Annotated in this window: 14 protein-coding genes and 1 tRNA gene; 12 read left to right on the top strand and 3 right to left on the bottom strand. The window is 40.6% G+C overall.

Annotated features, from left to right (window positions below; genetic code table 11):
- The first annotated feature begins 3 nt into the window (after window positions 1–3).
- The 4 genes from SNE26_RS28200 to SNE26_RS28215 are packed head-to-tail and all read left to right on the top strand — an operon-like array spanning window position 4 to window position 10,449.
- On the top strand, window positions 4–5,370 hold the full coding sequence (locus tag SNE26_RS28200; RefSeq protein ID WP_321557158.1) for a hypothetical protein: 5,367 nt from the start codon (window positions 4–6) through the stop codon (window positions 5,368–5,370).
- Between the two features lie 38 nt (window positions 5,371–5,408).
- On the top strand, window positions 5,409–9,563 hold the full coding sequence (locus SNE26_RS28205) for an RHS repeat-associated core domain-containing protein (protein WP_321557159.1): 4,155 nt from the start codon (window positions 5,409–5,411) through the stop codon (window positions 9,561–9,563).
- Between the two features lie 9 nt (window positions 9,564–9,572).
- Complete coding sequence (locus SNE26_RS28210; RefSeq protein WP_321557160.1) at window positions 9,573–10,169, top strand: DUF4304 domain-containing protein; 597 nt, start codon at window positions 9,573–9,575, stop codon at window positions 10,167–10,169.
- A complete protein-coding gene (locus tag SNE26_RS28215; RefSeq protein ID WP_321557161.1) occupies window positions 10,159–10,449 on the top strand; it encodes a hypothetical protein in 291 nt (96 codons plus the stop codon). The genes SNE26_RS28210 and SNE26_RS28215 overlap by 11 nt, the downstream gene beginning before the upstream one ends.
- A gap of 451 nt (window positions 10,450–10,900) precedes the next feature.
- On the opposite strand, the gene SNE26_RS28220 is transcribed toward SNE26_RS28215, so the two are convergent.
- Both SNE26_RS28220 and SNE26_RS28225 read right to left on the bottom strand, forming a co-directional pair.
- On the bottom strand, window positions 10,901–11,026 hold the full coding sequence (locus SNE26_RS28220; RefSeq protein ID WP_321557162.1) for a hypothetical protein: 126 nt from the start codon (window positions 11,024–11,026) through the stop codon (window positions 10,901–10,903).
- Between the two features lie 627 nt (window positions 11,027–11,653).
- Window positions 11,654–12,001 carry a hypothetical protein gene (locus SNE26_RS28225; protein ID WP_321557163.1) on the bottom strand — a complete coding sequence of 116 codons (348 nt, stop codon included), beginning with the start codon at window positions 11,999–12,001 and terminating at the stop codon, window positions 11,654–11,656.
- A gap of 1,134 nt (window positions 12,002–13,135) precedes the next feature.
- Between SNE26_RS28225 and SNE26_RS28230 the strand changes: the two genes are divergently transcribed.
- The 8 genes from SNE26_RS28230 (at window position 13,136) to SNE26_RS28265 (ending at window position 24,025) form a co-directional block, all read left to right on the top strand.
- Window positions 13,136–14,200, top strand: a complete 1,065-nt coding sequence (locus tag SNE26_RS28230) for a hypothetical protein (RefSeq protein WP_321557164.1) — start codon at window positions 13,136–13,138, stop codon at window positions 14,198–14,200.
- A gap of 859 nt (window positions 14,201–15,059) precedes the next feature.
- Entirely contained in the window at window positions 15,060–16,712 is a 1,653-nt protein-coding gene (locus tag SNE26_RS28235) for a S8/S53 family peptidase (protein ID WP_321557165.1), read from the top strand.
- A 6-nt stretch (window positions 16,713–16,718) separates the two neighbouring features.
- Window positions 16,719–16,940 (top strand): hypothetical protein, encoded by a 222-nt coding sequence (locus tag SNE26_RS28240; RefSeq protein WP_321557166.1) that lies wholly within the window; start codon window positions 16,719–16,721, stop codon window positions 16,938–16,940.
- A gap of 225 nt (window positions 16,941–17,165) precedes the next feature.
- A complete protein-coding gene (locus SNE26_RS28245) occupies window positions 17,166–17,891 on the top strand; it encodes a hypothetical protein (RefSeq protein WP_321557167.1) in 726 nt (241 codons plus the stop codon).
- Window positions 17,892–17,894: 3 nt separating this feature from the next.
- Entirely contained in the window at window positions 17,895–18,863 is a 969-nt protein-coding gene (locus tag SNE26_RS28250) for a trypsin-like peptidase domain-containing protein (protein WP_321557168.1), read from the top strand.
- Window positions 18,864–18,886: 23 nt separating this feature from the next.
- Window positions 18,887–19,963: an SIR2 family protein gene (locus tag SNE26_RS28255; protein WP_321557169.1), complete on the top strand. Its 1,077-nt coding sequence runs from the start codon at window positions 18,887–18,889 to the stop codon at window positions 19,961–19,963.
- Window positions 19,964–19,967: 4 nt separating this feature from the next.
- Entirely contained in the window at window positions 19,968–23,084 is a 3,117-nt protein-coding gene (locus SNE26_RS28260; RefSeq protein WP_321557170.1) for an ATP-binding protein, read from the top strand.
- 5 nt (window positions 23,085–23,089) lie between these two features.
- Window positions 23,090–24,025 (top strand): DNA/RNA non-specific endonuclease, encoded by a 936-nt coding sequence (locus tag SNE26_RS28265; protein ID WP_321557171.1) that lies wholly within the window; start codon window positions 23,090–23,092, stop codon window positions 24,023–24,025.
- Between the two features lie 415 nt (window positions 24,026–24,440).
- Here SNE26_RS28265 and SNE26_RS28270 read toward each other — a convergent pair.
- Window positions 24,441–24,513 (bottom strand) — tRNA-Phe (locus SNE26_RS28270).
- Window positions 24,514–24,618: the final 105 nt, after the last annotated feature.

Below are 24,618 nucleotides of genomic sequence, written 5' to 3' on the forward strand. Positions count from 1 at the left end.
CCTATGCCTAAACCTTCCAACTTTAAAAGAACCATCGCGGTTACGCTAATCGTTATTTTTCTAAATAATATCATTACCCCAAGCATTGCATTGGCATTAACATCCGGGCCTTCAAGGCCCGAGTCGACCAGTTTTGAGCCTGTTGATACCACCGATATGGTTAATTTGTTTAGTGGTGATTTGGCCTACAACATTCCCATGATTGAAGTCCCCGGACCGGAAGGGGGGTACCCGTTATCACTTTCCTACCACGCAGGTATCATGCCCGAAGAAGAAGCCTCATGGGTGGGGCTTGGCTGGACCCTAAATCCAGGAGCTGTTGACCGTTCCGTGAGTGGTTTTCCGGATGATTTTGACGGGCAACAAAGTGTTGTGCGGCAATATTGGTCCGGTGGCACCAGGTCTTCGACATCTGTAGGACTAAATGTTGGTTTAACTGGTATCCTGTCAGCAGAAATTGGTATTACCGTGGCGCACGATACATATCTGGGAACAGGTGTTGGAGGCAATGTTGGTTTGAGTGTCGGTTATAAAATGCAGGAGGGTAGCGGGTTTCGTCCTTCCGTATCTTTAGGTGTTGCTTTTGACCCGTTTGGCGGGACTTCATTAACTGGCGGCGTAGGTGCTTCATTTAGTGGCAATAGCACTTCTCCGCTTGGTGGCAGTATAGGACTAAATTTCAGAACCAATTTTAAAAGTTTAAATGTAGGCGCGGGCGCAAGTGTAAGTGCCGGAGGCCCTTCACTGGCTGGAGCTTCCTTATCATCAAATGGTTTTAAAGTCGGCGGTCCCATTGGATATAGCGATTCACATGGCTATAATGCTGTTGATAATGGAAACCCTCTTAAGATCCAATCAACATCAACCAGTTCAGATATGAGTATTCCAATTGTGATTGGATCAATCTCAATAAGCCATAATTATATGCGTTACTGGGGTGAGTCCGCGGACGCCGTAAATACATTTGGCACGTTACATTACCCAACAAGCAGGGGCTACAGTTCCGATAAGGAATATGATACCTATTACATGGCCGATATTAATGATCCTAATTATGATTTAATCAATACAAGTAAAAATGATCCGGTGAAATCAACAGGCGGTTCACTTCCTGATTATGATACTTATTCTGTATTGGGGCAGGGAATATCAGGTTTAATGCGCCCATATGCTTATCAGTTGGAAGTAACCGGGAAAGGAAAAAACAGCACAGATAGTTTTCATACAAACAGGGATATTGTAACAGATGAAATTGGATACACTCCAATTACATATGGTTGGGATGATCGGATCCAGGATTATGTTACCTACGGCGGCGACGAGTATCATTATACTGTTTACCATGTTAATAACCCCTCCAAATTGAGTTTTCGCTTTACGGATGATTTCTCAAACAGATATTTACAGCAAAATTTAACCAATAACGGTTCTGTATTTCAGTTTGATCTTAACCCGGTTTATGGGTTAAATGATGGGAATTATGGTTTTGACAACAGTAAGGAACGCCTGGCCTCCTCACGGAATATAGAGTATTTTACAAATGCCGAAATAACCGCAGGAGTTGCCAAACAAAAAGGATTTATCAATACGCATGATGCGCAGGTTAACGGTTTTAACAGGACTAAAAACCCGAATGGAACTGCTGTAAATAGCTCAAGTGACAACAGGATAGGTGGTTTTATGATCACCAACGCAAGCGGTATCACCTATCATTATGCCTTGCCTGTATATTCTTACGGAGAACTGTCGCATACCGAAAATATATACGGTGTTAACAATTATAATGAACAAAAAAGAGATGTTCCATATGCAACCAGCTGGTTATTAACAGCGGTGACAGGCCCTGATTATATAGATGCTAATGGGGATGGCTTAGCCGATCAGGGTGATTGGGGGTATTGGGTAGATATGGAATACGGCAGATGGACCCCTAATTATGTATGGCGTACACCATTTACCGGAGTAAAGAAGGATATTGATCAAAACTTTCAATATTCAACTACCGGTTTAAAGGAATTGTATTATCTGGATGCCATCATCACTCCTACGCATACCGCGTTATTTTCAAAGGAAATAAGGAGTGATGCAAAATCGGCATCGGTCTATGGACAGGAATATAATAATAATACATCATCGTTGCGATTAAATGATATGATCCTGGTTAATAATAAAGATTTGACCAAGTCGATCGATCAGATCCGTAATTTGAGTGGTGATGCCCCAACCAATTACAACAATTTTTACGGTTTCGACGAGACCGGCGCTTCATCTGTTACTCAATTAAAGTTGCAATACAGTGAAAATGTCATCGATAAGGACGACATTCAAGCCTTAAACATTACCTCGAAGATCATCAGAGATGTCAGACTTGGTTACGATTATAGCCTTAGCCAGCAAATGCCAAACAGCTGTGGGAACAGCAGCACTGTTTTTTATATAGACCATACGCTGCCTCCATACCGGGCACCCCACGACGTCATAGAAACAGGGCTTGGCAAACTGACTTTAAAGTCTGTATCGTTGTTGGGTAAACAAGGGCAATCAAGCATACCGCCAACTACATTTGATTATGAATTATCGGCTGATGCTGTTAAAAGTGACCAGTTAACCTATACAGGTCAGCAAGCTAATTCCAATATATTGTTCTTTAAATCATATGCCAATGTTTTTCAAGAGGGAGATATTATAAAGTTCAGCCAAAGTGGCCAGACTTATTACGGGTTGATAAAATCAATCGCTCTCCATAATGACCCTCAGCTTCAGGTTTCGAAATATGATATGAACGTCAAATTTATCGGGACATCACCGCCATCTTTAAGTGTAAACGGCTCCTATTCCTTCAGTACCACTAAAAACCCTCCTTATGTGCCTGATTATTACGATATGTGGGGAATGTTTAAGGGGGATTACCAGGCAGTTTCAGGAAATGAGAACCTGGCGCGTTTACCATCCAGGGGTTCCGCCAAAGCAGCCGACGTATGGTCATTACGACGGATTCATCATGCTCTTGGAATGACAACCGATATCGTTTATGAATCTGATGTGTATAGCAAGGTGGCTCTGTATAAAAATGCGCCGGTAACTATAGGTAGCCCCCCTGTAGATTTGAGCGGAAACGGCGCAAATGGAACAAGCTTTATGGTTACCAGCACCGGCGATTTTGGCGTGGATTTAACAGATTTTATTCAGCCGGGGGATAAGGTGCAGCTTACCTTAGTCGGCACCTATAGTGAAGACTCTGGCTCAGGCTCTGATAGTTACTACGCTCCCGTGGATGTGGGAACTACGATATCATCCGGCGATGTGCCATCTTTATTGGTAACCGCGGTTACAGCCAACTCTATAACCATTAACGATCCCGGGTTTTATAATGCCGTATTTCATAATCAACAGGGCGCCACATTTTACGGTGGAAACCTTTCGGCGGGAGGTATTGGCAATAATTATGGCGGCGGACTAAGGATAAAACAGGTTGTTAATAAAGAGCCGATAACAGGTACCACAATGACTGTGGCTTACAATTATAATATACCTGGTATCCCGACATTGAGCTCTGGTACAACATCATATGAACCATTGGGTATTGATGCAGTGAAATTGAGAGGGGTCACCTCCAGTGCTTATCAGTCTGTAATATCAAAGAATTTCTCCAATTTATTGGGCATTTCGCGGCTGGTGCCCGGGCCGGGGGTAATGTATGAGTACGTGGGGGTTACCACTTCCCGTACCGTTGACGGGCAAACTGTCCAGGGCTTAGGCAGTTCCCAGTATCAATTTGAAGTATTTAATAAAGGTATGCTGGGTGTGTGGAACAGTCCGTCATCAAAAACAAGCACCACCGAAATATCAAATGTGTCGATTCAAAACTATGCCAGTCGCATAGGCAGTTTAAAACGGATTATCAGTTATGACGATAAAGGGAATAAATTAAGCGAAACCATTAACAAGTATTTGTATGATGAACAGCAGGGGGAATCGGCCGATGCTAATAAAAATCAATACGAAGTTTTAACGGGCAGGTTTAATAAGCAAGGTGTAATTATGGAACGTACTGCCGAAGGACGTTATAATGATGGCAAAACCAGAAGCGTAATGACTGCTTATGCAACTTACCCCAATATCCCAACAGGATCTACAACCATTGATTATAAAACAGGATTAACATCAAACAGCCAAACACTGGCATATGATATGTATTCAGGTCAGGCTGTTAAAACATTAACATATGATAGCTACGGAAACCGTTTTATGACCCAGGCTACCCCTGCATATCGGGTATATCCGCAAATGGGTTTAAAATCGATGAATGTGCAAAATGCGAATATGTTAAGCCAGTTAGCAGAGTCCATTACCTACACAGTCGACCAAAATAACAACAATACAGGTGTTGGGTCTGCCTCCGCTACCGTATGGAGCAATCAAAGCAATGTACTTAACAACGCAGAAGCGGTAGTGAATACACTCAACGCGTTTGGTACCACGCCATTTAATATTTGGCGACCATATCAAACCTTTCAGTGGATGCCGCAGGACAGAACCGGAGGAGTTACTCCGATAGCTAATTTTAACCCTTATTTTAACGGAGGCTCAAGTTTGCCGGGTTGGGTATTAGGATCACAGATTACCTTGTATAATAAATATTCAAATGCACTTGAGGCATTTGATATTAACGGCAATTATGGTACTACCAAAATGGATCTCCAGCAATCTAAAGTAACGGCTACAGCATCAAATGCCAACTATGCGGAGATGACCTATGCCGGCCTGGAGGACGGAATAATAACTTCAACACTATTACCAAGAGGAGTAAACCTTGGTTCGGCCGTTATTACCGCCAGTACAAGCCATACAGGTACTAATTCGGTTCAGTTAAATGCAGGACAAAGTGGCTTGTCATATACCATTAATACGAGTAAACTAAAAACCAACCGCAGTTTTATAGCCTCGGTTTGGATGAAAAGTACTACGCCTGCCAATGCTACACTCTATTACCGTATCAATGGCGGTACAGCTGTACCAGCAACTGTAAATACGGCAAAAGTGGCTGGGCAGTGGTATCAGGTTACTTTACAGATACCTTCAACAGCATTGACTGCCAATAGTACTTTGGAAATCGGTTGTGTTAATAATGGGACTGTTACTGCTTATTTTGATGACTTTAGGTTTAAGCCTATCAATTCAGCTATGACTTCTTATGTATATGACCCATGGACTGGCGAGTTGCTGTACCTTTTGGATAATAATAATTTGTTTGCAAAATTCCAGTATGATGCCGAAGGGCGTTTAATTAAAACATTTGCCGAGCGGTTTGGCTATGGGGTTAAACAAACTAACGAGTACCAATATAATTATGCTCATAGTACCAATTAATTAACCTGAACCTGTTATCTATCACAAATAGTAAAAATATGCATAAGCTAAAATTAGTTCTGTTTGCAATTTTTTTATTGCCCGCTATTGGTGGCTGGGCACAGAACATTCAAAATGCCGGGCCAATTGTGTTGCCAACGCCACCGGCAACAACACAAACAGTCACCGTTGGTACGCCGCTGACTGTTACCAGCAATACATCTATTTCGTTGATGCCGGGTTTTTCAGCACCTTCAGGATCTGTTGTTCAACTTAAAATTGTTTCAGCATCAATATACCCGGTGCCACCGGCATCTGGTGTTGATAACCCGGAATTAAACTGGACACTTAGCCGTTCTTTTGATCAAAACGGGAATTTGTTAGGCGAAAATAAAAGCTTCTTTGATTTGAGTGGCCAAGCCCTGCAAACACAAACCAAAAGCGCAACCACCCAGCATGTGTTAGCCAGTCAGCCCATTTATGATCTTTATGGGAGGGCGGCTATACAGACGCTGGCTGCGCCAATTAACAGCAGCACTTTCATTTACAAACCTGATTTTGTAAGGAATGGAAGCGGGCAACGCTATAATACTACCAATTTTGATGCAGGTACAAAGCTGAATGCTCCTGATGCCGTCGATGCAAGCCAGCAAGGTACTTTAGGTTGGTACTACAGTAATAATAACACCTGGGATAAATTTGTGCCGGCCACAACCTATCCATATAGCCGCGCAGATTATTTTGATGATGGTACAAATGCCGTTGCACGCACCGCAGGTATTGGAGAGGAATTGAGGATGGGAAAGGGAAGGGAGGCGGTAAGTAATAGTTTCCCGGTTATTCAGGAGTTATCGAATTACCTGGCCATAAGAAATCGTTTTTTTACTGATGCTACTATGGGGCAGATCGGTCAAACCGATCTGATAGGGGCTTCGGTACAAAATGTGGGAAAAGACCAGCAGGGTAAGTGGGGAATGTCCATTCAGGACAAAAATGGTAATGCGTTGATGAGCGCTTTACCAGGTACCTGGCTCACTGTTAATAATACGGTAACCTTAAATAATTTAAAAGAGGAGTATGATCTCAATTACAGTACATTGAATGTACCCTTAAAACAGATCAAACTTGTAGGTGCCGGCCAGCTACTGGTTTACCAGAATGGTACTCCATCTTATCAACCATCGGTTACCGGCTACGCGGTGCCTGATATTACCGCAGGTAATTATCGTTTTTTATCAGATAAGCCCTTTACAATAAGTTATGTTGCCGCCAATAGTACTACCGGACAGACACTGGGCTGCGAAAATTGTCATTCCCTGATTCAAAGCGGCAATGCTAACGGGCAGGATTATCACTACCTGAACCTTCCGCAGGGTGGAACGCTCAATATTTCAGGCGGTGCAGTTCAGGTACTCGATCTGATCAGCAATTCGGTATTATACAACAATCAGTCGGCTGCGGTTACTTTAACTGCAGGTATGTTCAAAGTTGTAGCCCAGTCAGGTACCCCCCAAATAGGTTATACCACAAAATGGAGCGATATCAACTATAATTTTTATAATCAGAAAGGGCAATTAGTAGCCACTATTCCGCCAAATGGCGTGCAGCAATTGATCACCAATGGCATTGCGGCTTACGCGGATAAAAATGCGATCCCATTTGTTACGCTGTACGAATATGACCAGCAAGGCAGGCTATTGGCAGTTGATAATAAATCAGAAAGCGGCAGATCAGAGATCATTTACCGCAAGGATGGTAAGATCCGGTTTAGCCAAAATGCCGAGCAGCGCAAAAATGGCCGGTTTAGCTATACCAACTATGATGACAGCGGAAGATCGATAGAATCAGGTGAATATTTGCCCGGAGATATTACTTTTGCCGCCGCCAAAACTAACCTTGCATTGTTGGAAAATACTACGGCAACGGGTGGACTTACCGCTGGTTCAAAAACGGATTGGGTGCGTACCCACTATGATTTACCGGATAATAGCCATGGGCAAAGTGGTTACGTGCAGGATTTTGTAGATGGAGCTGTATCCTGGACAGAAAATATCAACAGTAAAACCTGGTACAGTTATGATCAGGAGGGGAAAGTGATCTGGGTGATTAAATGGCTCAATGGTTTGGGTTATAAAACCATTGACTATACCTATGATTATTTTAGTAATGTAACTTCCGTAGCTTATCAGAAAAACTTAGCTGCCGAAAAGTTTTACCATTATTATACTTACGATTCCGATCAGCGTTTGATCAATGTACAAACCAGTAGAGACGGTACAACTAAATTACAGCATGCCAATTACCAATATTATTTGCACGGCCCTGTAAAGCGGGTTGAACTGGGTGACCAGCTACAGGGAGTTGACTATGTGTATACCGCGCAAGGACTGCTCAAAAGCATTAATCATGCATCGGGCGATAATGCAAAAGATCCTGGGCTCGACGGCAATAACGGTTTTGCAGCCGATGCTTTTGGGATGCAAATGGAATACTTTCCGAATGATTATAGCCGTACGGGAAGTAATATTGCCAGCATAGCCACCGGACAAACCAGCTATTATAATGGCAATGTAAATGGCATTAGCTGGCAAAGTAAAAAGCCGGCAAGCGTAGTTAGCACTATGGGGGCTGCTATACAAAACCCCACCATGTATACCTATACCTATGATAATAAATACCAATTAAACAATGCTACCTGGGGAACGCCAAGCTTTACAGCCAATAATTTTGTCGCGGCAAGCCAGTTTGCCGAAAAAAATATTAGCTACGACCCTAATGGTAACATCAAAGGCTTGCAACGCACCAATAGCGCAGGGGCACTAAGCGATGATTTCAGTAGTTATCAATACCAGGCTAACACTAATAAGTTAAACAGTGTAGGTAATGCCGCAGCCCCAACCGCTTATGCAAGTTTTACATACGATGATTTAGGACGATTGAAAAGTGAAAATAAAACCGGTTCACCATTTGCATACTATCTTAAATATGATGTGACAGGCAAAATTACCGGAATTTATGCGGATGCAGCGCTAACCCAGTTAAAAGTAGGTTATACTTATGACGAAAGTGGTAATCGAATCAGCAGAACGGATAATACCGGATCATCGCCAGTAACAAGTTATTATGTATATGATTCCAGCGGAAATGTGTTGAGTATATACGCAGGAACTACATTAAATGAGATTCCGGTTTATGGGAGTGTGCGTTTAGGTACGTATACCATAAGCAGTAACAGTTACGTTTATGAACTAAAAGACAATGTCGGTAGTGTACGGGTTGTTATAAATCGCAACAAAAATAGTAGTGGGCAGGTAGATATTTTTACTTATAATGATTATTTTTCGTATGGCAGTATTGCCCGTAGCGGTGGTACAAATTACAGGTATGATTACCAGGGCGCTTATGCGGAGAAAGATCCGGTGACGGGATTTAATAATTTTGACTTAAGGATGTATGATGGCCGTATCGGCAGGTGGTTAAGTGTTGATCCTGCGGAGCAATATGCTTCCCCGTATGTCGGCATGGGTAACAACCCCGTTACCAGGAGCGATCCTGATGGCGGCGCTGATGGTGATCCGGTAACAGTTAAGTCAACCCCGACAGGTTATATAACAAGTGATATAACCATTACGGCTGAGCGGATTGAACGACCGACTATTAGGCAATTTGAGCCGAATTTTTGGCAAAGTTGGAGTATGTCTAAGAATTGGGCATCAAAAACCTCATATGGAATAGTTAACGGAATTTATCTTACAGGTAAAACGCTTTTTTGGCCAAGTAAAAATCAGGCTAATAACTTGGATGGCTCCTGGGCTACCCCAAATGAGCGTGTTGGAGCATTTGGAAATACATTTGCGTTAGCTATCCCGACAGGGAAAACCGCAAGCGTAGTTAAAACAGGGGTAGAAGCGATTGCTATTAAAGAAGTTGAAACAGCTACTGTACAGTTAAATAAAATCGCGGGCGATGCATTCAGAGATGAATTAGCAGCTGCACTAGAAGCAGAAGGCAGAACCGTCAAAACTGAAGTGTTTAAACGTACTCCATTTGGAGCTCGATTCATAGATATTGAAGTTAGAGATGCTACAGGTGAAATATTGGGCGGGATTGAAACAAAAGTTGGTAGTTCACGTTATACGGCAATGCAAAGATTGAAGGACATCTGGCTTGCGGTTAACGAAGGTTACCACGTTCAACTTGTTAGAAAACCTTAATTTTTAAATATGGATAAATTAAAATTACTTCTTGCTAATATTGAGAACGTTCTCAAACGAAAAGGATTTGTCAAGTCGGGAAACACTTTCTACATTGAAAGTAACGGCAATTGGGGCATGTTAAATTTTCAAAAAAGCAAAAGCAGTACTAATGCCGAAACTATATTAACTATAAATTTAGGAGTTTCGTTGGTTTCATTGAGAAGGTTTAAAAATGAAAATATTAAAAAGAAGCCAGATGTCTTAGATTGTCATTGGGGAATGCGAATTGGACATTTATTGCCTCAAAAAACAGATTACTGGTGGAAGATTGATGATAGCAATATAAAAGAAGTAGAAGACGAAATCTTAATTGTAATATTGAATATTGCTATCCCGGAAATCTTAAATCATTTGAAAGAAGGGGAGTTAGAGAAAGAATGGCTGGCGGGATTCTCTACTGGATTGACGGAGTTACAGCGATATATCTATTTAACAACACTTTTAAAATTGAATAAGAGCGAAAAATTGTCGAGTATTATCGCACAATTTATTATTTTTTTAAAAGGGAAGGCTTTTGAAGAGGTCGGAAATGAACATTTAAATAAACTCATTGATGAAAAGTAATGAGTTAATTGGAACATGGAAATTGGATGAAACGAATTTGGAAGCTCTCGAAATTTACGGGAATACGTCCATGGAGTTTAAGGATAATGGGGAACTGTTATATACAGTAAATGAAGGCGATAAAAAACAGCATGTATTTATGACATATGAAGTGCAAGGGAATAAATTATTAACTGATCAACCGTCGTCTCCTAAACAGGAAACGACGCAGTTTGCAATAGTTGATAATAGACTAGAATTGTATTTTGATGGAGTCAAATCAGTTTTTATCAGAATATAAGTATATTATAAAATCCATTTTTTTTCCAGATTAAAATTCAATAACGATTTTACTTCTGATCCCGTATAATAACAAATTATGCGAATTCTACCAATTCTTTAATATACTTATAATAAGTGACAATATCTCCCATTATGGGAGAGTTCAATTAAGTGCTTACGTGATATAAAAATAGGGGCAGATGGATTATCGCCCTCTGCTAATTGAATTGCAGCAAGAATAAGTGTTATATGCCATACGGTAATCCAATGAGCAGTAAATAAAAACACTTCAGCCAGTTCTCGGTAATTTGTGACAAGTGGCTAATTAATTGAGTCTTAAAAACCAAGGTTTCTGTTTTTATAAAGAGGATTTGGAATAAAAAGCAATTAAGAACACGTGAAATATCTGATCTAGAAAGTCCCAAAAAAGATGTTTTCCATTTGCCCATCATCCTTTTGAAATGGAAAGCTCATGCTGCAAGCAGCACATTGATATTATCACGTAATATTCCTTTGTAAAAGTTACGGCTTAGCCGGTGGTCTGCCTTCGGGTGGCCCATCACCGGCTCGATAGCTGCACATCTTCCGAAAGCCATCCGTTGTTGCCTGCAGGTATTTGCTGAGCTTTTTAACGCTGAAGGTTTTGGGCATTGTATCTTCGTATCGCCGACATGGTTCCCGTCGCGATACCCTCTGCCCACACTGGCTGTTCGCGGCGCCTGGTTTGTTAAGGACTGTATTCCCAGAACCGCTGGCATCCCGCTTTTGCAAAATAGGATAGGAACCTCTTGCTTACGCAAACCTGCGGCGTGTGTTCTGATAAAAACGGTAATACAAGCCCAATCACAACAGTTGGGCTTGTAGGTTTTATATGCAAACGAGATATTTTCTGTAATGGTCTGATTAATGTAAACCCATTGTATAATAGCGAAATTGTTATAATGTAATGCTATTCAATAAGCTATTAAATTATCGGCTGCGAATTATGTAAAACATGCAAACGCGCTGTCCGAATGTCTCTATTTCGGGTGATTGTTATATCGCCGACCGATAAGATACCAAAGCCCCGACTACAGTGTTGGCCTTTACTTTTTATAAGCCGACCTTGTTTTAGAATTCTGTGACATGCGAGAGATGAACCGCCCCTTTTTTTAACAGTTTAAGTGTCCCAGATCATTCATGATGAAAAGATCAGGGACACTTAGCAAAGCAAGCCATTAATTTTAATGGCTTGCTTTGCTTCTGATCTCGGTCATCCAGTTATCATATTCTTTTAATTGATCAGGAGTCAATAGCCCTGCTATTTTTTGATACGACGACTTAACCTGTTCTTTTATAATTACCCTGGGGGCCTGGATATTCTTCAGGCTGTCTATCTTGTTGTTTTGTTCAAGCAGTATCAGATACAGACCGGTTTTCTGTTTATCGGTCAGCGATAACCTGCGCTGTAACGTCTCTAATGTTCTCTCAGCGTTTACTTTGGGGCTGGTTTTAATTGTCGGGTCGGTTTGAGCCTTTGTGGTGAGGCTTATAACGATGAATGTAGAAAATAAAAAAAATGTCTTTTTCATTGATCAGGATTTAGGTGTTAGTGACACATGTTTTTCGAAGTCAAATATAGCTTTTACATCCAAAATATCTTGAGAATAAAGATTGTATTTGATAATATACTGCTACTTCCACCTCTACTGCCGCATCTTACACCTCATCAATATCAATGACTAAGTTTGGATATTCCGGAGTATTTTCAGCTGATCTTCAGACAACCATTCCCTGTTCCTTTCTCTGGGATTTGTTTAGCGCTGTTTTCTGGTCTTGTGCAGGCTCCTTTAAAAACTGTTCACGTTTCTCAGCCTTGCCGTTATCCTGATACCTGACAAAACCCACTTTGGCTTCCTTGTCTTAAGCTATTGTAAACAGTTTATTGAACTTTGCTCTGAGGCCTCGAATGCGCTATAGAATTGGAAGTTTGCGTTAGATCAGCCTATCGTAAAATTTTAAACAAACTTAAAATTCTCTGTAAAATAGAAGCGTCTTTCGCGATAATTTCTGCATCTGCCGTCATGCCTTGGTTATAGTTGTTTTCTATCAGAGTTTCCAGTCCAACGGCATTTACGTAATGTCGGCGCCAAATTTCATTGTCCGCCATTTACCGGATGAATAATCATCTTATCAAGCAATCGCTATATTAAGGGCCTTTTTGTTTGTTTTATTGATGTGTAGTATAGGCGGAGTCGTGCCCCAAATATTTTCAACGAGAAGGTTGTTTGTTAAATATTATTAAATATTTTTGTGTGAATTTTTTAACAACCTTACTTATCTCATGAAATCACAAATTAGCCCCCTGCTAAATCCCATCCGCTTTTCTATTGACTACAACCATTTTGGTGCCCAGGGCAATTCATTAAATAGAAATACATAAGAATATCTCGAATGTTGCCTGGAACAGGCTGTGAAATATAAATTTCAATGTCTTGCTTTAGTAGTAGCCAATAGATGTTTTTTGGGCTTTGCCGAGCATATCCAGTTTAACGCGGGCTTGGACCATCTGTACCTGTAAAAACCACTGATTGAGATACTCATAAAAATGCAATGAGAAATATATCATTAAGTATCGCAGCCCGGCATCTTAAAATATCAAAGACAAAAGTATCGTCAGTCCATATGGATATCACTCCCAAGAACAATATTTACCAATTAAACTCATGAAAAAATCGATCTTAACCCTCCTTACATCAATTATCTTTAATTGTTCTTTGCACGCTCAATGGACTACATCCGGATCTGTTACCACTACACCGAACACTGTGGGTATAGGCACAACAAGCACACCTGATGAAAAGCTCGTTGTAAACGGAAGTATAAAAAGTATTTTAGATCCCAACCCAAGTTTTCAGTCCTTAAATGTAGTCCATATAATTCCTTTAGGCGTATCGGGCATAACAGGTGCACAAAACTGGACAATAAGAGGAGTGTACCAGTATCCTAATGGCGTTGGGCTTAATGCGACGGGAGGTGATCTGGATATTATCAAATCCTTAAACGGAAACACGATTTTAGGTACCAGGGGCGACGGCACCGTACTTGGAAATGTGGGTATCGGAACCCAGACACCCAATACAAGGCTTGATGTAAACGGGGTTATTTCCATGAATTCATTCGGCTATCTTTCCTGTTTGCGACTGCCAGCCAATAATTACACCAATTTGTTTTTGGGCGGAGCTATTAAAGATAATAGCGACGGGACCTATAATGTAAGGGGTGACGGAGGTTCGAATTACTTTAGCGCCATTAAAATGGATAATGGCGGTAATAACGGTGCGGCAATCAACTTTTATAACGGTGCTGCTACCGGCGGATCCAGCTATAATATCACTAATTCTGATTTATCGAATTATTTACAGATGCGCATAGCTGGCGGAAATGTAAGTATCGGAACCGCGGACAGCAAGGGTTATAAGCTGGCAGTTAATGGAAGTGCAATAGCAACCTCCATGACAGTTAAACTCAATTCTGCATGGCCTGACTATGTATTCACAAAGGATTATACGTTGCCATCATTAGGTGAGGTGAAGACGTACATCGACCAATACCAGCATTTGCCCGAAATCCCTTCAGCCCGGGAAATCGCCAAAGACGGACAGAACCTTGGAGAAATGAACAGATTGCTGCTTAAAAAGGTGGAGGAACTAACGCTATACCTGATAGCGTTAAAAACCGAGGTCAGCCAACTCCAAAAACAGATTAATTCATCAGCAAAGTCCAATTAACCTTATGAAAATCCAATCATTTTTTTATTAACCGCGAGTTTATTTGCATTTGAGGCTGTTAATGCACAAACTAAAACTGTAACCGTAGATGCAAATGACGCGCTAAAACGTTTAGTGCCCAACAGGGAGTAACTGATTGCCCGAGGGCGATATTGACCGATCAAATTACCGATGCGGAGGTTTTCCGTGTCGCTAATATTCATGGGGATCAAACGATATCGGTTACTAACCTTGCGATAACGCTTGTGCCTGGGCATGCTTATGTGTTTACCGGTAGCACGTGTACACGCTCAATGCATCAGTGAGGGTTCAGGCGTATGTATGGGCGTTCCGGAGGCCTTGATCAGGTGGTTCTGTGCCATTTAGAGCAGCGCTTTGTGTTTATCGCTTTGAAAAATGGCAATTATTGATCAATGATTTGATATGGTCAAAGTGTTGGAGAACTATTGGGCCGCGATTCCAGAAACTGGATGATTAAGGCCTCCGGAATATCCAATTGAGATAATTCTTATCAGTAAGGTTTGATTAGGGGGCGTATTGTTTTTATTATCCAATCAAAAAACTATTAGTTTATCTGACTTCGGGTTTATTATTGTTTCTGTCAAGTATAAGAATGGAATAAGGGCCTACGTAGATAGTGTAATAACCGATAATTTCAAACTTATTTATTAGCTATTGGCAGTCTGACGTGAATACGCTTAATAAGATTTATTTTACCTTGTATATTCTAATATATTTATTTAATATTGTTTAAAATAGCTGATTAACAATACATTAACGGCTGATTAATATTTTTTCAGCTAAGTTTATTTTACTCGGCTCTAATTTCAAAACCCAGCCAAAACCTATTCGCTTGTTTATGCAAATCTTATCCGAAAATCTTATTATTCATTTAAAGGAAGGCGGAACATTAACCAAACCCGATTCAGCTTTAATTAAAGAGTCAGAATTTGAATCCTTTTTGCCAGATCCGGCTAATGCCTGGGACCAGGCACATCAGTTGTATAGTAAATTAGCTCTAAGCTCGGAAGTTGATTTTATTGAGCCCGATATTATCAATGAATTGGGACAGGGGTTTCCAAACCTTAAGCTTGAAATTGCAGATACATTTCACGAGTCTTTTACGGATGCACAAGATCTTTGTTTAAAAAAAATTGACTATGATCTCGATTGGCCAAGCCCGGTTGCCGGCAAAAAAGAAGTGTGGCATATTCAAAGCGCTTTTTCTCAATTGTTAGAGGCAAGAGAAGAAGTTGCACAGTTATTGATTCAGCGAAGCGAGAAAACAATTGTACGGATAGCGCATTTTGATACAGGTTATGATCGCGGCCATATTACGTATCCGGCAGACTTAATCAGGTTAGATCTTCAAAAAAACTACACGGGAGACGGAGACCCTGATAATGCCGGAGATGAAGGAATGGGCGCAAACGGAGGCCACGGCTGTGGCACGCTCAGCGTTTTAGCGGGCGGGATGTACGATAATGATTATGGCTTCAAAGATACCATTGGTTTATCGGCCGCCCACGGCATTGAAATTGTTCCTGTTCGTATAGCCCACTCGGTTGTGCTTTTTAAAAGTCGGGCATTCGAGAAAGCACTTGAATACGTGATAGGGCTTCATGATGATCCGTCTAAACGTTGTCATATCATTACTATGAGTATGGGCGGTGCCCCAACGCGTAATTGGGCCAGGCTGGTTAATAAAGCTTACGATTTGGGTATTTTTATTGTAACGGCATCGGGTAATAATTTTGGTGGGGTTACGCCCAGGACGTTAGTATATCCCGCGCGTTTTAACAGGGTAATTGCAGCCTGCGGTGCAACGCATGATAAAACCCCTTATTATAAATTTGATTTATTGCCCCACTTAAAAATTATGCAGGGGAACTATGGGCCAAGGCGTATGATGCGGACCGCAGTGGCCGCGTTTACACCAAATGTACCCTGGGCAAGGTTTGGTTGTGAGCAAAAGGTGGATATTTCAGGTGCAGGAACTTCGTCGGCTACCCCGCAGGTTGCAGCGGCTGCTGCTTTATACTATCAAAAATATTTCAGCGATATTGAGGAGCTTCAAGAAGGTTGGCAAAAAGTAGAAGTAATAAGAAAAGCTCTATTTGCAAGCGCGGGTAATGGTAACTCTGATGATAAAGAGCTTTATTTTGGTAACGGGACACTCCGTGTGGCAGACATGCTTGAAATTAAGCCTTTGAGTGCGGGCTTGGTGCAGGAAAAAGAAGACTCCATATTTTTGCCTGTGCTTGGCTTGCTCGCAGATATTGTATTCTCTGAATCGTTCATAAAAATCTCTGATGCCGAAGCAGAAATGTATGAACTGGAGATACAGCAACTCATCTTGCAGTCGGCAGAATTACAGCAATTTCTTGATTATGAAGAAAAGCAGTTAGAAACGCTTAGCCCCGAAGAAAGGACGGAATTTATCATGATAATTATCGGTTTGCCGCAGGCATCTGAAGCACTTAAAAAGTTTCTTGCACAAATGTTAGCATAATTTAATATGTCAGCTTTATTAGATGTGGTAAAGGGGAGCCGTATTATTGAAACCCTTGAAAATTATCCTGTTGCGTTTGATACGGTGCCTACAAATGTTGATTCGCATTATTCCGAAAAAACTATTTGGGTTTATGGGGATTTGCCCTTTTGGAACGATGTTTTGAGATCGCCCGAGGATTTTTGGGATGTCAGGGTCAGTATTGATTATTGTAGTTTTACCAATTAGATTGCTCGCGTACCGGGGTTATTTTACACAAAAGCAGCATCAACGCTTCGGTCGTTTGCAAAATACTATCCCTTAGAAAATGCTGAGCAGTTTGGCTCCGTTGGCCATATTTATCGCCCTCTGGGTAAGTCTGTACACGTTTCCGGGGGAATAGGTACCTTAAAGCTTCCTAATGATGATCGCGGTAACCTTCTCGCGTCGGTTTCAACTTCGGCTAATGCTTCTGTGGGCATACCTGTATTAATTTATCCTGAAGTACAGGAATACCTTCGGTTGAAAGAAGGCGAGTGCATAAATATAATAAACGCCAGATGGAAGAAAATGTCTGTTGAATGGCAAAATAAATTTCCTGCCGTTAGTGGTATTCCGAGAGGATATCTTGTAGTTGATCACCCGGATATGATTTCTAAAACCGGCCAGCAGACAAACATACAAGTACAACCGTTTTCGGTAATGGAGCGGCAGGCGGCTGATGGCTTTTTATATGATTTCGTGTACGTTTCAATGAATGCGGCCGACCGTTCTTCAAGACAACAAGCTAAACAATTTTTTGAGAGGTACCTGGAACATACAGGTGTTGCAGGCGAATACTTGTTGGCAATTGACCCTTCTGATCCCTATTTTGATGCACGTTATGCATACCCAAGGGATTTAGAGACACAAGACAGGTACGGCTTAACTCAGATGAGATTGATTAAAGAAAGGATTAAAGGCTCCTGCTTTAGGGGCTTTACGATTGACAGGCTTGCAATAATTATCCCCGATAAGTATCCTACATCTCATGAAATATACCGCCTTGCAAAAAATGCAGGTATCCCGCCCTCGCAAATTACCGAAGATGCTGCTTCTCGAATGGCAATCGTACTGCTTGAACAAGCAATCAGGCTTGATAGGGTGGCGGTATTGGTTGAATGTATAGTAATTGATTTCCCTGGAATTTTGACACAATAAATTATGGACGAAAATTTAATAAGATTACAATATGCCTTTAGCAGGCTTTATCCGATCTACGAAGAACAATCCCGGATGGCTAAACTTATAGGCCTTAACGTTGGAAATATATCCTGGGGCAATAAACCTGTAGTGGTATGGAGCATCATAATTGACCAGGCTCGTAATGCAGGGCAACTTGATAATCTGGTAGATATCGGGCTTGAAGAAAACCCCGGAACGGCGGAGTTTCTTGCTTATAAAAATAATACCCAATCGGTATCGATGCCTCCCGCGGAATCAAGAACTGTAGTGGCCGATGATAAAAAAGTTTTTGAAAAACTTACGGGAAAACAAAGTACACTTCTTCCTATTGCCTTTCTCGAAAAAGGGCTTAACATGGCCGCATCCGTTTGCCTGGTAAATGTTGGAACTACAGGAGAAGTGGGCACGGGGTTTTTAATTGACGGAAATATCCTTATTACAAATAACCACGTGCTTAAAACGCCGGAAATAGCCGCGGCCTCCACGTGCTGGTTTAATTACCAGGATAACCTAAGTGGAAACGAACGCAAGGTGGTTGAATTTAAACTGGCTCCTGATGATTTCTTTAAAACATCCCAGGAGTTCGATTTTACAGCAGTAAAGGTTAAAGATAATGAGTTTGGAACTGCCAATGAACAATTTGGAGCGCTTGAACTTAAAAATACCGTAGTAAAGAAGGATGAGTTTGTGAATATTATCCAGCACCCGGCCGGGCAGAAAAAGCAGATTGCTTTGTATCACAACATAGTAACCCTGGCCGAATCGGGTATAGTCCAATATCTGACAGATACCTTGCCGGGCGCGTCAGGCTCACCGGTTTTTAATTCGGATTGGGAAATCGTAGCCCTGCACCACGCCGGGAAATATATACAAAGCCCCGAGTTAAACGGACCTAAAGCATACAACGAGGGGATTAATATTAACAGGATCATTGAAGCGCTTAAATAGTAGCATTAAAAACCTGACAAAAGATGGCATTATTAAAGCGGCAAAAATATAAGCTGGTAGATATCCTCTCAAAAATTTACCCAACTCTGGAAGAAGTAGTAAGGGTTATTAGGGATGTCAGATCAAAGGATATTGATATTGAAGGGGCTTCGTCAAAGCGGTGGAACAACATTGTTGAATTTATCAAAGACAAAGATGATTTTAGTTCAACTCTAAATGCAATTTCGTTCGATCTAACGCAAAGTAAACCGGAGTCTGACAAGGACAGAAAAAATTTTGAGGAACTAAAAACGGAAATTTACGCCCAAACTCCAGAACTTCTTCTTAACCATTTAAGGGACATCATTAACACAAGGCAATGCGTGTTGTTTTTAGGCCCCAATGCTTTTAAATGTATTCAGAGGGATAGGATAGTTCCTTTTTCTGATTATTTAGCCGGGAAGTTTGTTGCTGAACTTAACCGGATGGATATTTTTTGCGAGCCGGTAGCTGTTAATGAATTAAGCTATCTGATTGACCGGTATGAATCAAGAGAGGCAGCATCGTTAGCCGATACCAAAGCTTTTGCAGCAAAATGGTATCGGGAAGCAACTCCATATATCCCATTTTATGAGAAGCTCGAAAGTTTAAATTTCCCGGTGGTTATCAATACAAATCCTGAGATACTTTTTGGCAGGCGGGCCAATACAGAAAGGTTCGTCCACTTGCGGTATGATAAATCCAATGCCCAGGCCCAGGCACTTCCTGCTGATTATTCGGGGAAAACAATCGTGTATAACATTTATGGCTCTTTTGACAATGAACATTCGGTGCTTTTTACAGAAAAAGAGGCCGTGGCATTTACAAAGGGCGCGTATGAAAAAAACCCGCCAATCCTGCAAGAAGTACGAACCCAGGTAATGCAAAGCTACGGCCTGTTTGTTGGTTTTGATTTTCATGACTGGCATCTGAAAATTTTGTTTGACGTTCTTGATCTGCGGAATAAACCCGGAAATTATTCGGTATATGACGGTGAAATAGCAGAGCAGCACCTGGAATATTATTCCAGGCAATTCAATATGACCTTTTACACGGAAGATGATCTTTTAATGGACCTTTAAGTTTATGAGCAAGAACAGATACCTCGGGCTTCGGTCTTTTGAAGAAGATGATGAAGCGCTATTTTTTGGCAGGGAAAAGGAAAGCGCACAATTGGCTTCAATAATTTATTTCGAAAGGTTCCTTGTGCTTTTTGGTAAGTCGGGTGTCGGAAAAAGTTCCCTTTTAAATACGTTATATAAAAAAAATGATATCCTTAAGTCGTTTAAGCCCGTCCGGATAAGGTTTCAGCCGCGGGAGGTTCATGAAGCTCCAATAAAAGACGAGGCGGCGGAGAATATTAAACGCGGGTCGGATACCTTTGAAACAAAGGATGAGCCCCTGGAAATTGTAAAATGTGAGCTGGAAAGTTTTTTCAAGAAAGAGGGGCTTGTATACGATATTAACCAGATTGTTTTCAACAAGGATTCGTACTCGTTATGGGAACTTGTTAAACTGGCTGAGGTAACAACCAAAAACCATTCAAATTTCACTATCGTTTTGGTATTTGATCAATTTGAGGAGTTTTTTTCCCTGCCGTTAGATACTCAAAACAAGTTTAGCCTCCAATTAGCCGAAGTACTCCACGAATTACCACCAACGCGGATATTGGATTGGATTGCAAAAAAAGAGGACTCTGAACGGACACCTGAAATTTTGGAGTGGTATATGCAACCCAATATCAAGGTTGTTTTTTCAATTCGATCAGATAGGTTATACCAATTGGGCAACCTGATAAGCTTTATTCCCAATATTTTGGGCTCGAGAATGGAACTCAAGCATTTTAACGGATCAAACGCCGTGGAGGCGATCATGAAACCTGCCTGGCTTGACGGTAGCTTTAAATCTCCAAAAATTGACTTTAAAGGAGACATACCCGGAAAAATCGCGAAAAGTGTAATAAATGAATTTAATGAGGTAGACAGTTCGTTGCTTCAGGTGATCTGTTATTCGGTTGAGGAAAAAGTAATTGAAAAAAACAAGGAGAATCAATCAAATCCATATGAGTTCACTGAAGATGAGTTTAATACCGAAGTAAATCTCGGGCAAATTCTTGATACTTTTTATCTTACCCAAACCGGCAAGTTAGGTGATGCGGCGGAGGTGGATTTTGCACGGCAGGTGATTGAAGATCACTTTGTTGAAAAAGGGGAACGGGTTGGCTTATCGAGAAATCAATTACTTAACAGGCTAAACGAAAATACTGCACTCTTAGAGAAATTATTGAATGCCCGTTTAATCAGAGAAGAAGAAACCGGCAGGGGGGCACGATATGAACTTATTCATGATAAGTTAATAGCTACAGTTCAAAAGCGTAAGGACATCAGGGAAAGGGAAGTTAAGTACAGGGAGAGGATAGAAGAGCAGGAATTAAAAAGAAGAGAGGAAGAGGAAAAAAGAAAAGAAGAGGAATTGAGAAGAGCGGCCCGTGCCAGATTAATTTCAAGGATTTATATATTGGGCTTTGCATCTGCGGTTACTGTTGCCATGGGTTTCATTTTTTATTTTATTGCAGGCAGCTCAATCAATAGCATACTCAACGATAGGGCAAATGACGCGTATGTTCACAACAATCATTACCTGGCTTTTTTATACGCTAATAAATTAAGAAGTAATATTTATTACAGTTCTGAAAAAGGAAAAGATATTCAGGCTTTTGACAAGAAATTTCTCTACGATATCTCAGGAGGCGATGAAGTTGTTACGGTTGATAGCGTAACCGTAGCCGTTCATTATACTGACAATACCATTTACATCTGGAAAATTAACGACGCCTGTATAAAAGGACGGGGGAAGCTGGTACTTGATACAATAATAAATAGTGCGATGAACATGATTGTTTCTAAGGTAGGGCGCTTTGCCGCTTATAGAGACACCAGCGGTTTGATCAATGTTTATGATATCCAGCAGAGAAAGAACTCTTTTGTTAAGGGCTCCAGGCTAAATTCTGTATCTTTTGGTAATAACCCATTAATCAGTAGTAATATAGCCGATTTTAAGATGGATTTTTTAGATAAATCCCCGTGGCTTGCGTTTATGAACGTTGATGGAAATTTCAAGATATATGATGCAGGCAGAAAAAAACTGCTGGGTTATATTTATCTGAGCTATGAAAATAAATACCAAAGTAAAGATATAAAGGATCTTTTTCTTTATTCGCCGGGATCTAACTATATCCTTACCCGCAAACCGAAATCAAAAAAAATTAATTTTTGGGATATGACAGGTAAGATAGTGGATAAAAATCTTGTTAAAAATGTTGAAAACGCATTTGCAACATCAAAAAAAGGACTTTTTGCATATATCAGGAAGGATCATAAAGTTTTTTTATACGATATCACATCATTAGATAATTTGAACCGGGATAATTCAGAACTAATCGCATCCAATGTTGAAACAATGATACCCTCAAAGGATGGTTCAAAAGCAATTTTCTTTTTTAAAGGGAAATTAATGGTTTATGATTTTGAACAGAAACGGTTTGATACGAGGTTTAATCAAAATACTAAACTTTATCAAAGGTTTAAGAGTGTGAAATTTAACTCGAATCTGATCCGGTGGACAGAATCGGGCGATAAATTTACGTTAAATATTCTTTCCAGTCCTGTAATCATTGATTTAGCGAAGGCTACTTCATTTCGGATGTTCAATGATAAAGACACCTCTGTGATACTGGATTCCAGGCTAAATAACTATGTTATTAGTGAAGATGAAGAACGCTATGCTTATATAAACCAAAAAGGATATCTTATTATAAAAGCCGTAGATAGCGAGGCATCTAAAATAGCAGATAAACGCTGGCGAATATTTAATCAAGATTCAATCTGGAGCTCACGGAGCCTTTTTACCCTTGACCAGCTTTGTAGGTTCAGCTCATCGGGTAAATATTTTGCATTTATTAAACCGGGGGTAACAAACAAGTTAACGATTGTGAATTTAATTACCGGCGAGGAAAAGGTTCAAAACTATCCTGTAAAGAAGATTGGGCGATATTTTACGGATAGTTATATCCAGGTAGCAAGCACGTTTGACAATGCGGGAGGCATAGTGTTCATAAATGATATTGTAAGAAACAGAAATTATTACAAAACAATTTTCCCCGAGCTGACAAAAGGAACTGAAAAATTAATAAACTTAAAATAATTGAGATGAATGATTTTTATAATGGTTACCAGGAAGCCTTTTTAGGTGTTGAGATAAAGCTTCCGGAGCATGGGGCATATAAAGAAGTTATCGCTCCCGCCGAAGATAGCACCGATGGCGTAGTTAAGTATGTTAATTATAGCCTTATACTGTCTACATTACGGCGCTTCCCAATTTTTACCGCTTCAAATATAGACGGGGCTCAATTTCAAAAAGCGCCACGTAAGGATAATTGGAGAACAGACAGCAGAGTAGCAAAAGAACATCAATGGGGCCCTGAACTTTACAAGGCTGCGAACAGCGATTTTGATAAAGGGCACATGACAAAAAGAGAAGACGTTCAATGGGGACCTACAATTGCATTGGCAAGCCTTGCAGCAGATTCTACATTTTATTATACCAATGCGGTTCCGCAACATGCCGATCTTAATCAAAAGGTATGGAGAAGCCTGGAGGATTATATTCTTCACACCGAAACCCGAGGAAACAATTTACGGGTTGCGGTTTTTACCGGCCCGGTTTTGCACGAAAAAGACCCGGAATTTGTAACCGAAATTAACGGGCAAAAGCTTCAGATCCCGGTGATTTTTTGGAAGATTGTTTATTTTAAAAAAGCTGACGGTGAATTTTACCGGGCTGGGTTTATGATGAGCCAAAATTCGCTATTGCTTAAAGATGGGATTATTAAAGAACGCATGGAGTTTGAACTGAGGAGTGAAGAAGATATTTTCATGGATTTTGAGGATGCAGATACCTACCAGGTGAACGTTGGAACCATTGAATCTTTGACAAAATTGCATTTTGAACCAGCGATAGAACCATTTACAGATAACAGGAAAATTAAATTGATCTTAAAAGAAATAGACGTACATGAATCGTTTCTTGAAAGTTCCAACGTTCAACAGGAGTTGGGGTTTGCAATTGACAATTTATTACTTTAATGCAAACTGGACTGGATTTCTTGAAATATATTGCGGATTAAAAAAACGTAAAAACAAGAACCGGACGAGTTCAGAATTATCGGACCCATCCAGTATGGTCGGTTCCCGACTTTAATTATAACAAACCATTTCTTCTACGATTTGAAAAGATTAGCAGATTTAGTTACAGAATCGTTGGATTCAATAGAAAAGCGATTATATGACTTACCTCCGGCGCTATGAAATATTGAAGTAAATTGCAATTATGGCTAACTCAACTAAAACCGTTAGAAAGAACCAAAAAGTAGCAAATGAACTGATCAGAAGAAGTAACCAAATTATTAATCAATCGAATTCAAAACCTGCATTTGGACGCTGTATAGGCACTTAAGGCATAAAAAAAGCTCCTTAGAGAATTCTAAGAAGCTTTTAAGTGTGGTACCAACTGGGATCGAACCAGTGACACAAGGATTTTCAGTCCTTTGCTCTACCATCTGAGCTATGGTACCAAACCGTTCCCGTGTTTGGGGAGTGCAAATGTAGCCTTTTTTTTATGTTTGAAAATTTTTTTTTGAAAAAAGTTTCTATTTGTGTGCCGGGTTTAAATAATTGTG

The organism is Mucilaginibacter sp. cycad4, assembly GCF_034263275.1.
Taxonomy (GTDB): Bacteria; Bacteroidota; Bacteroidia; order Sphingobacteriales; family Sphingobacteriaceae; genus Mucilaginibacter.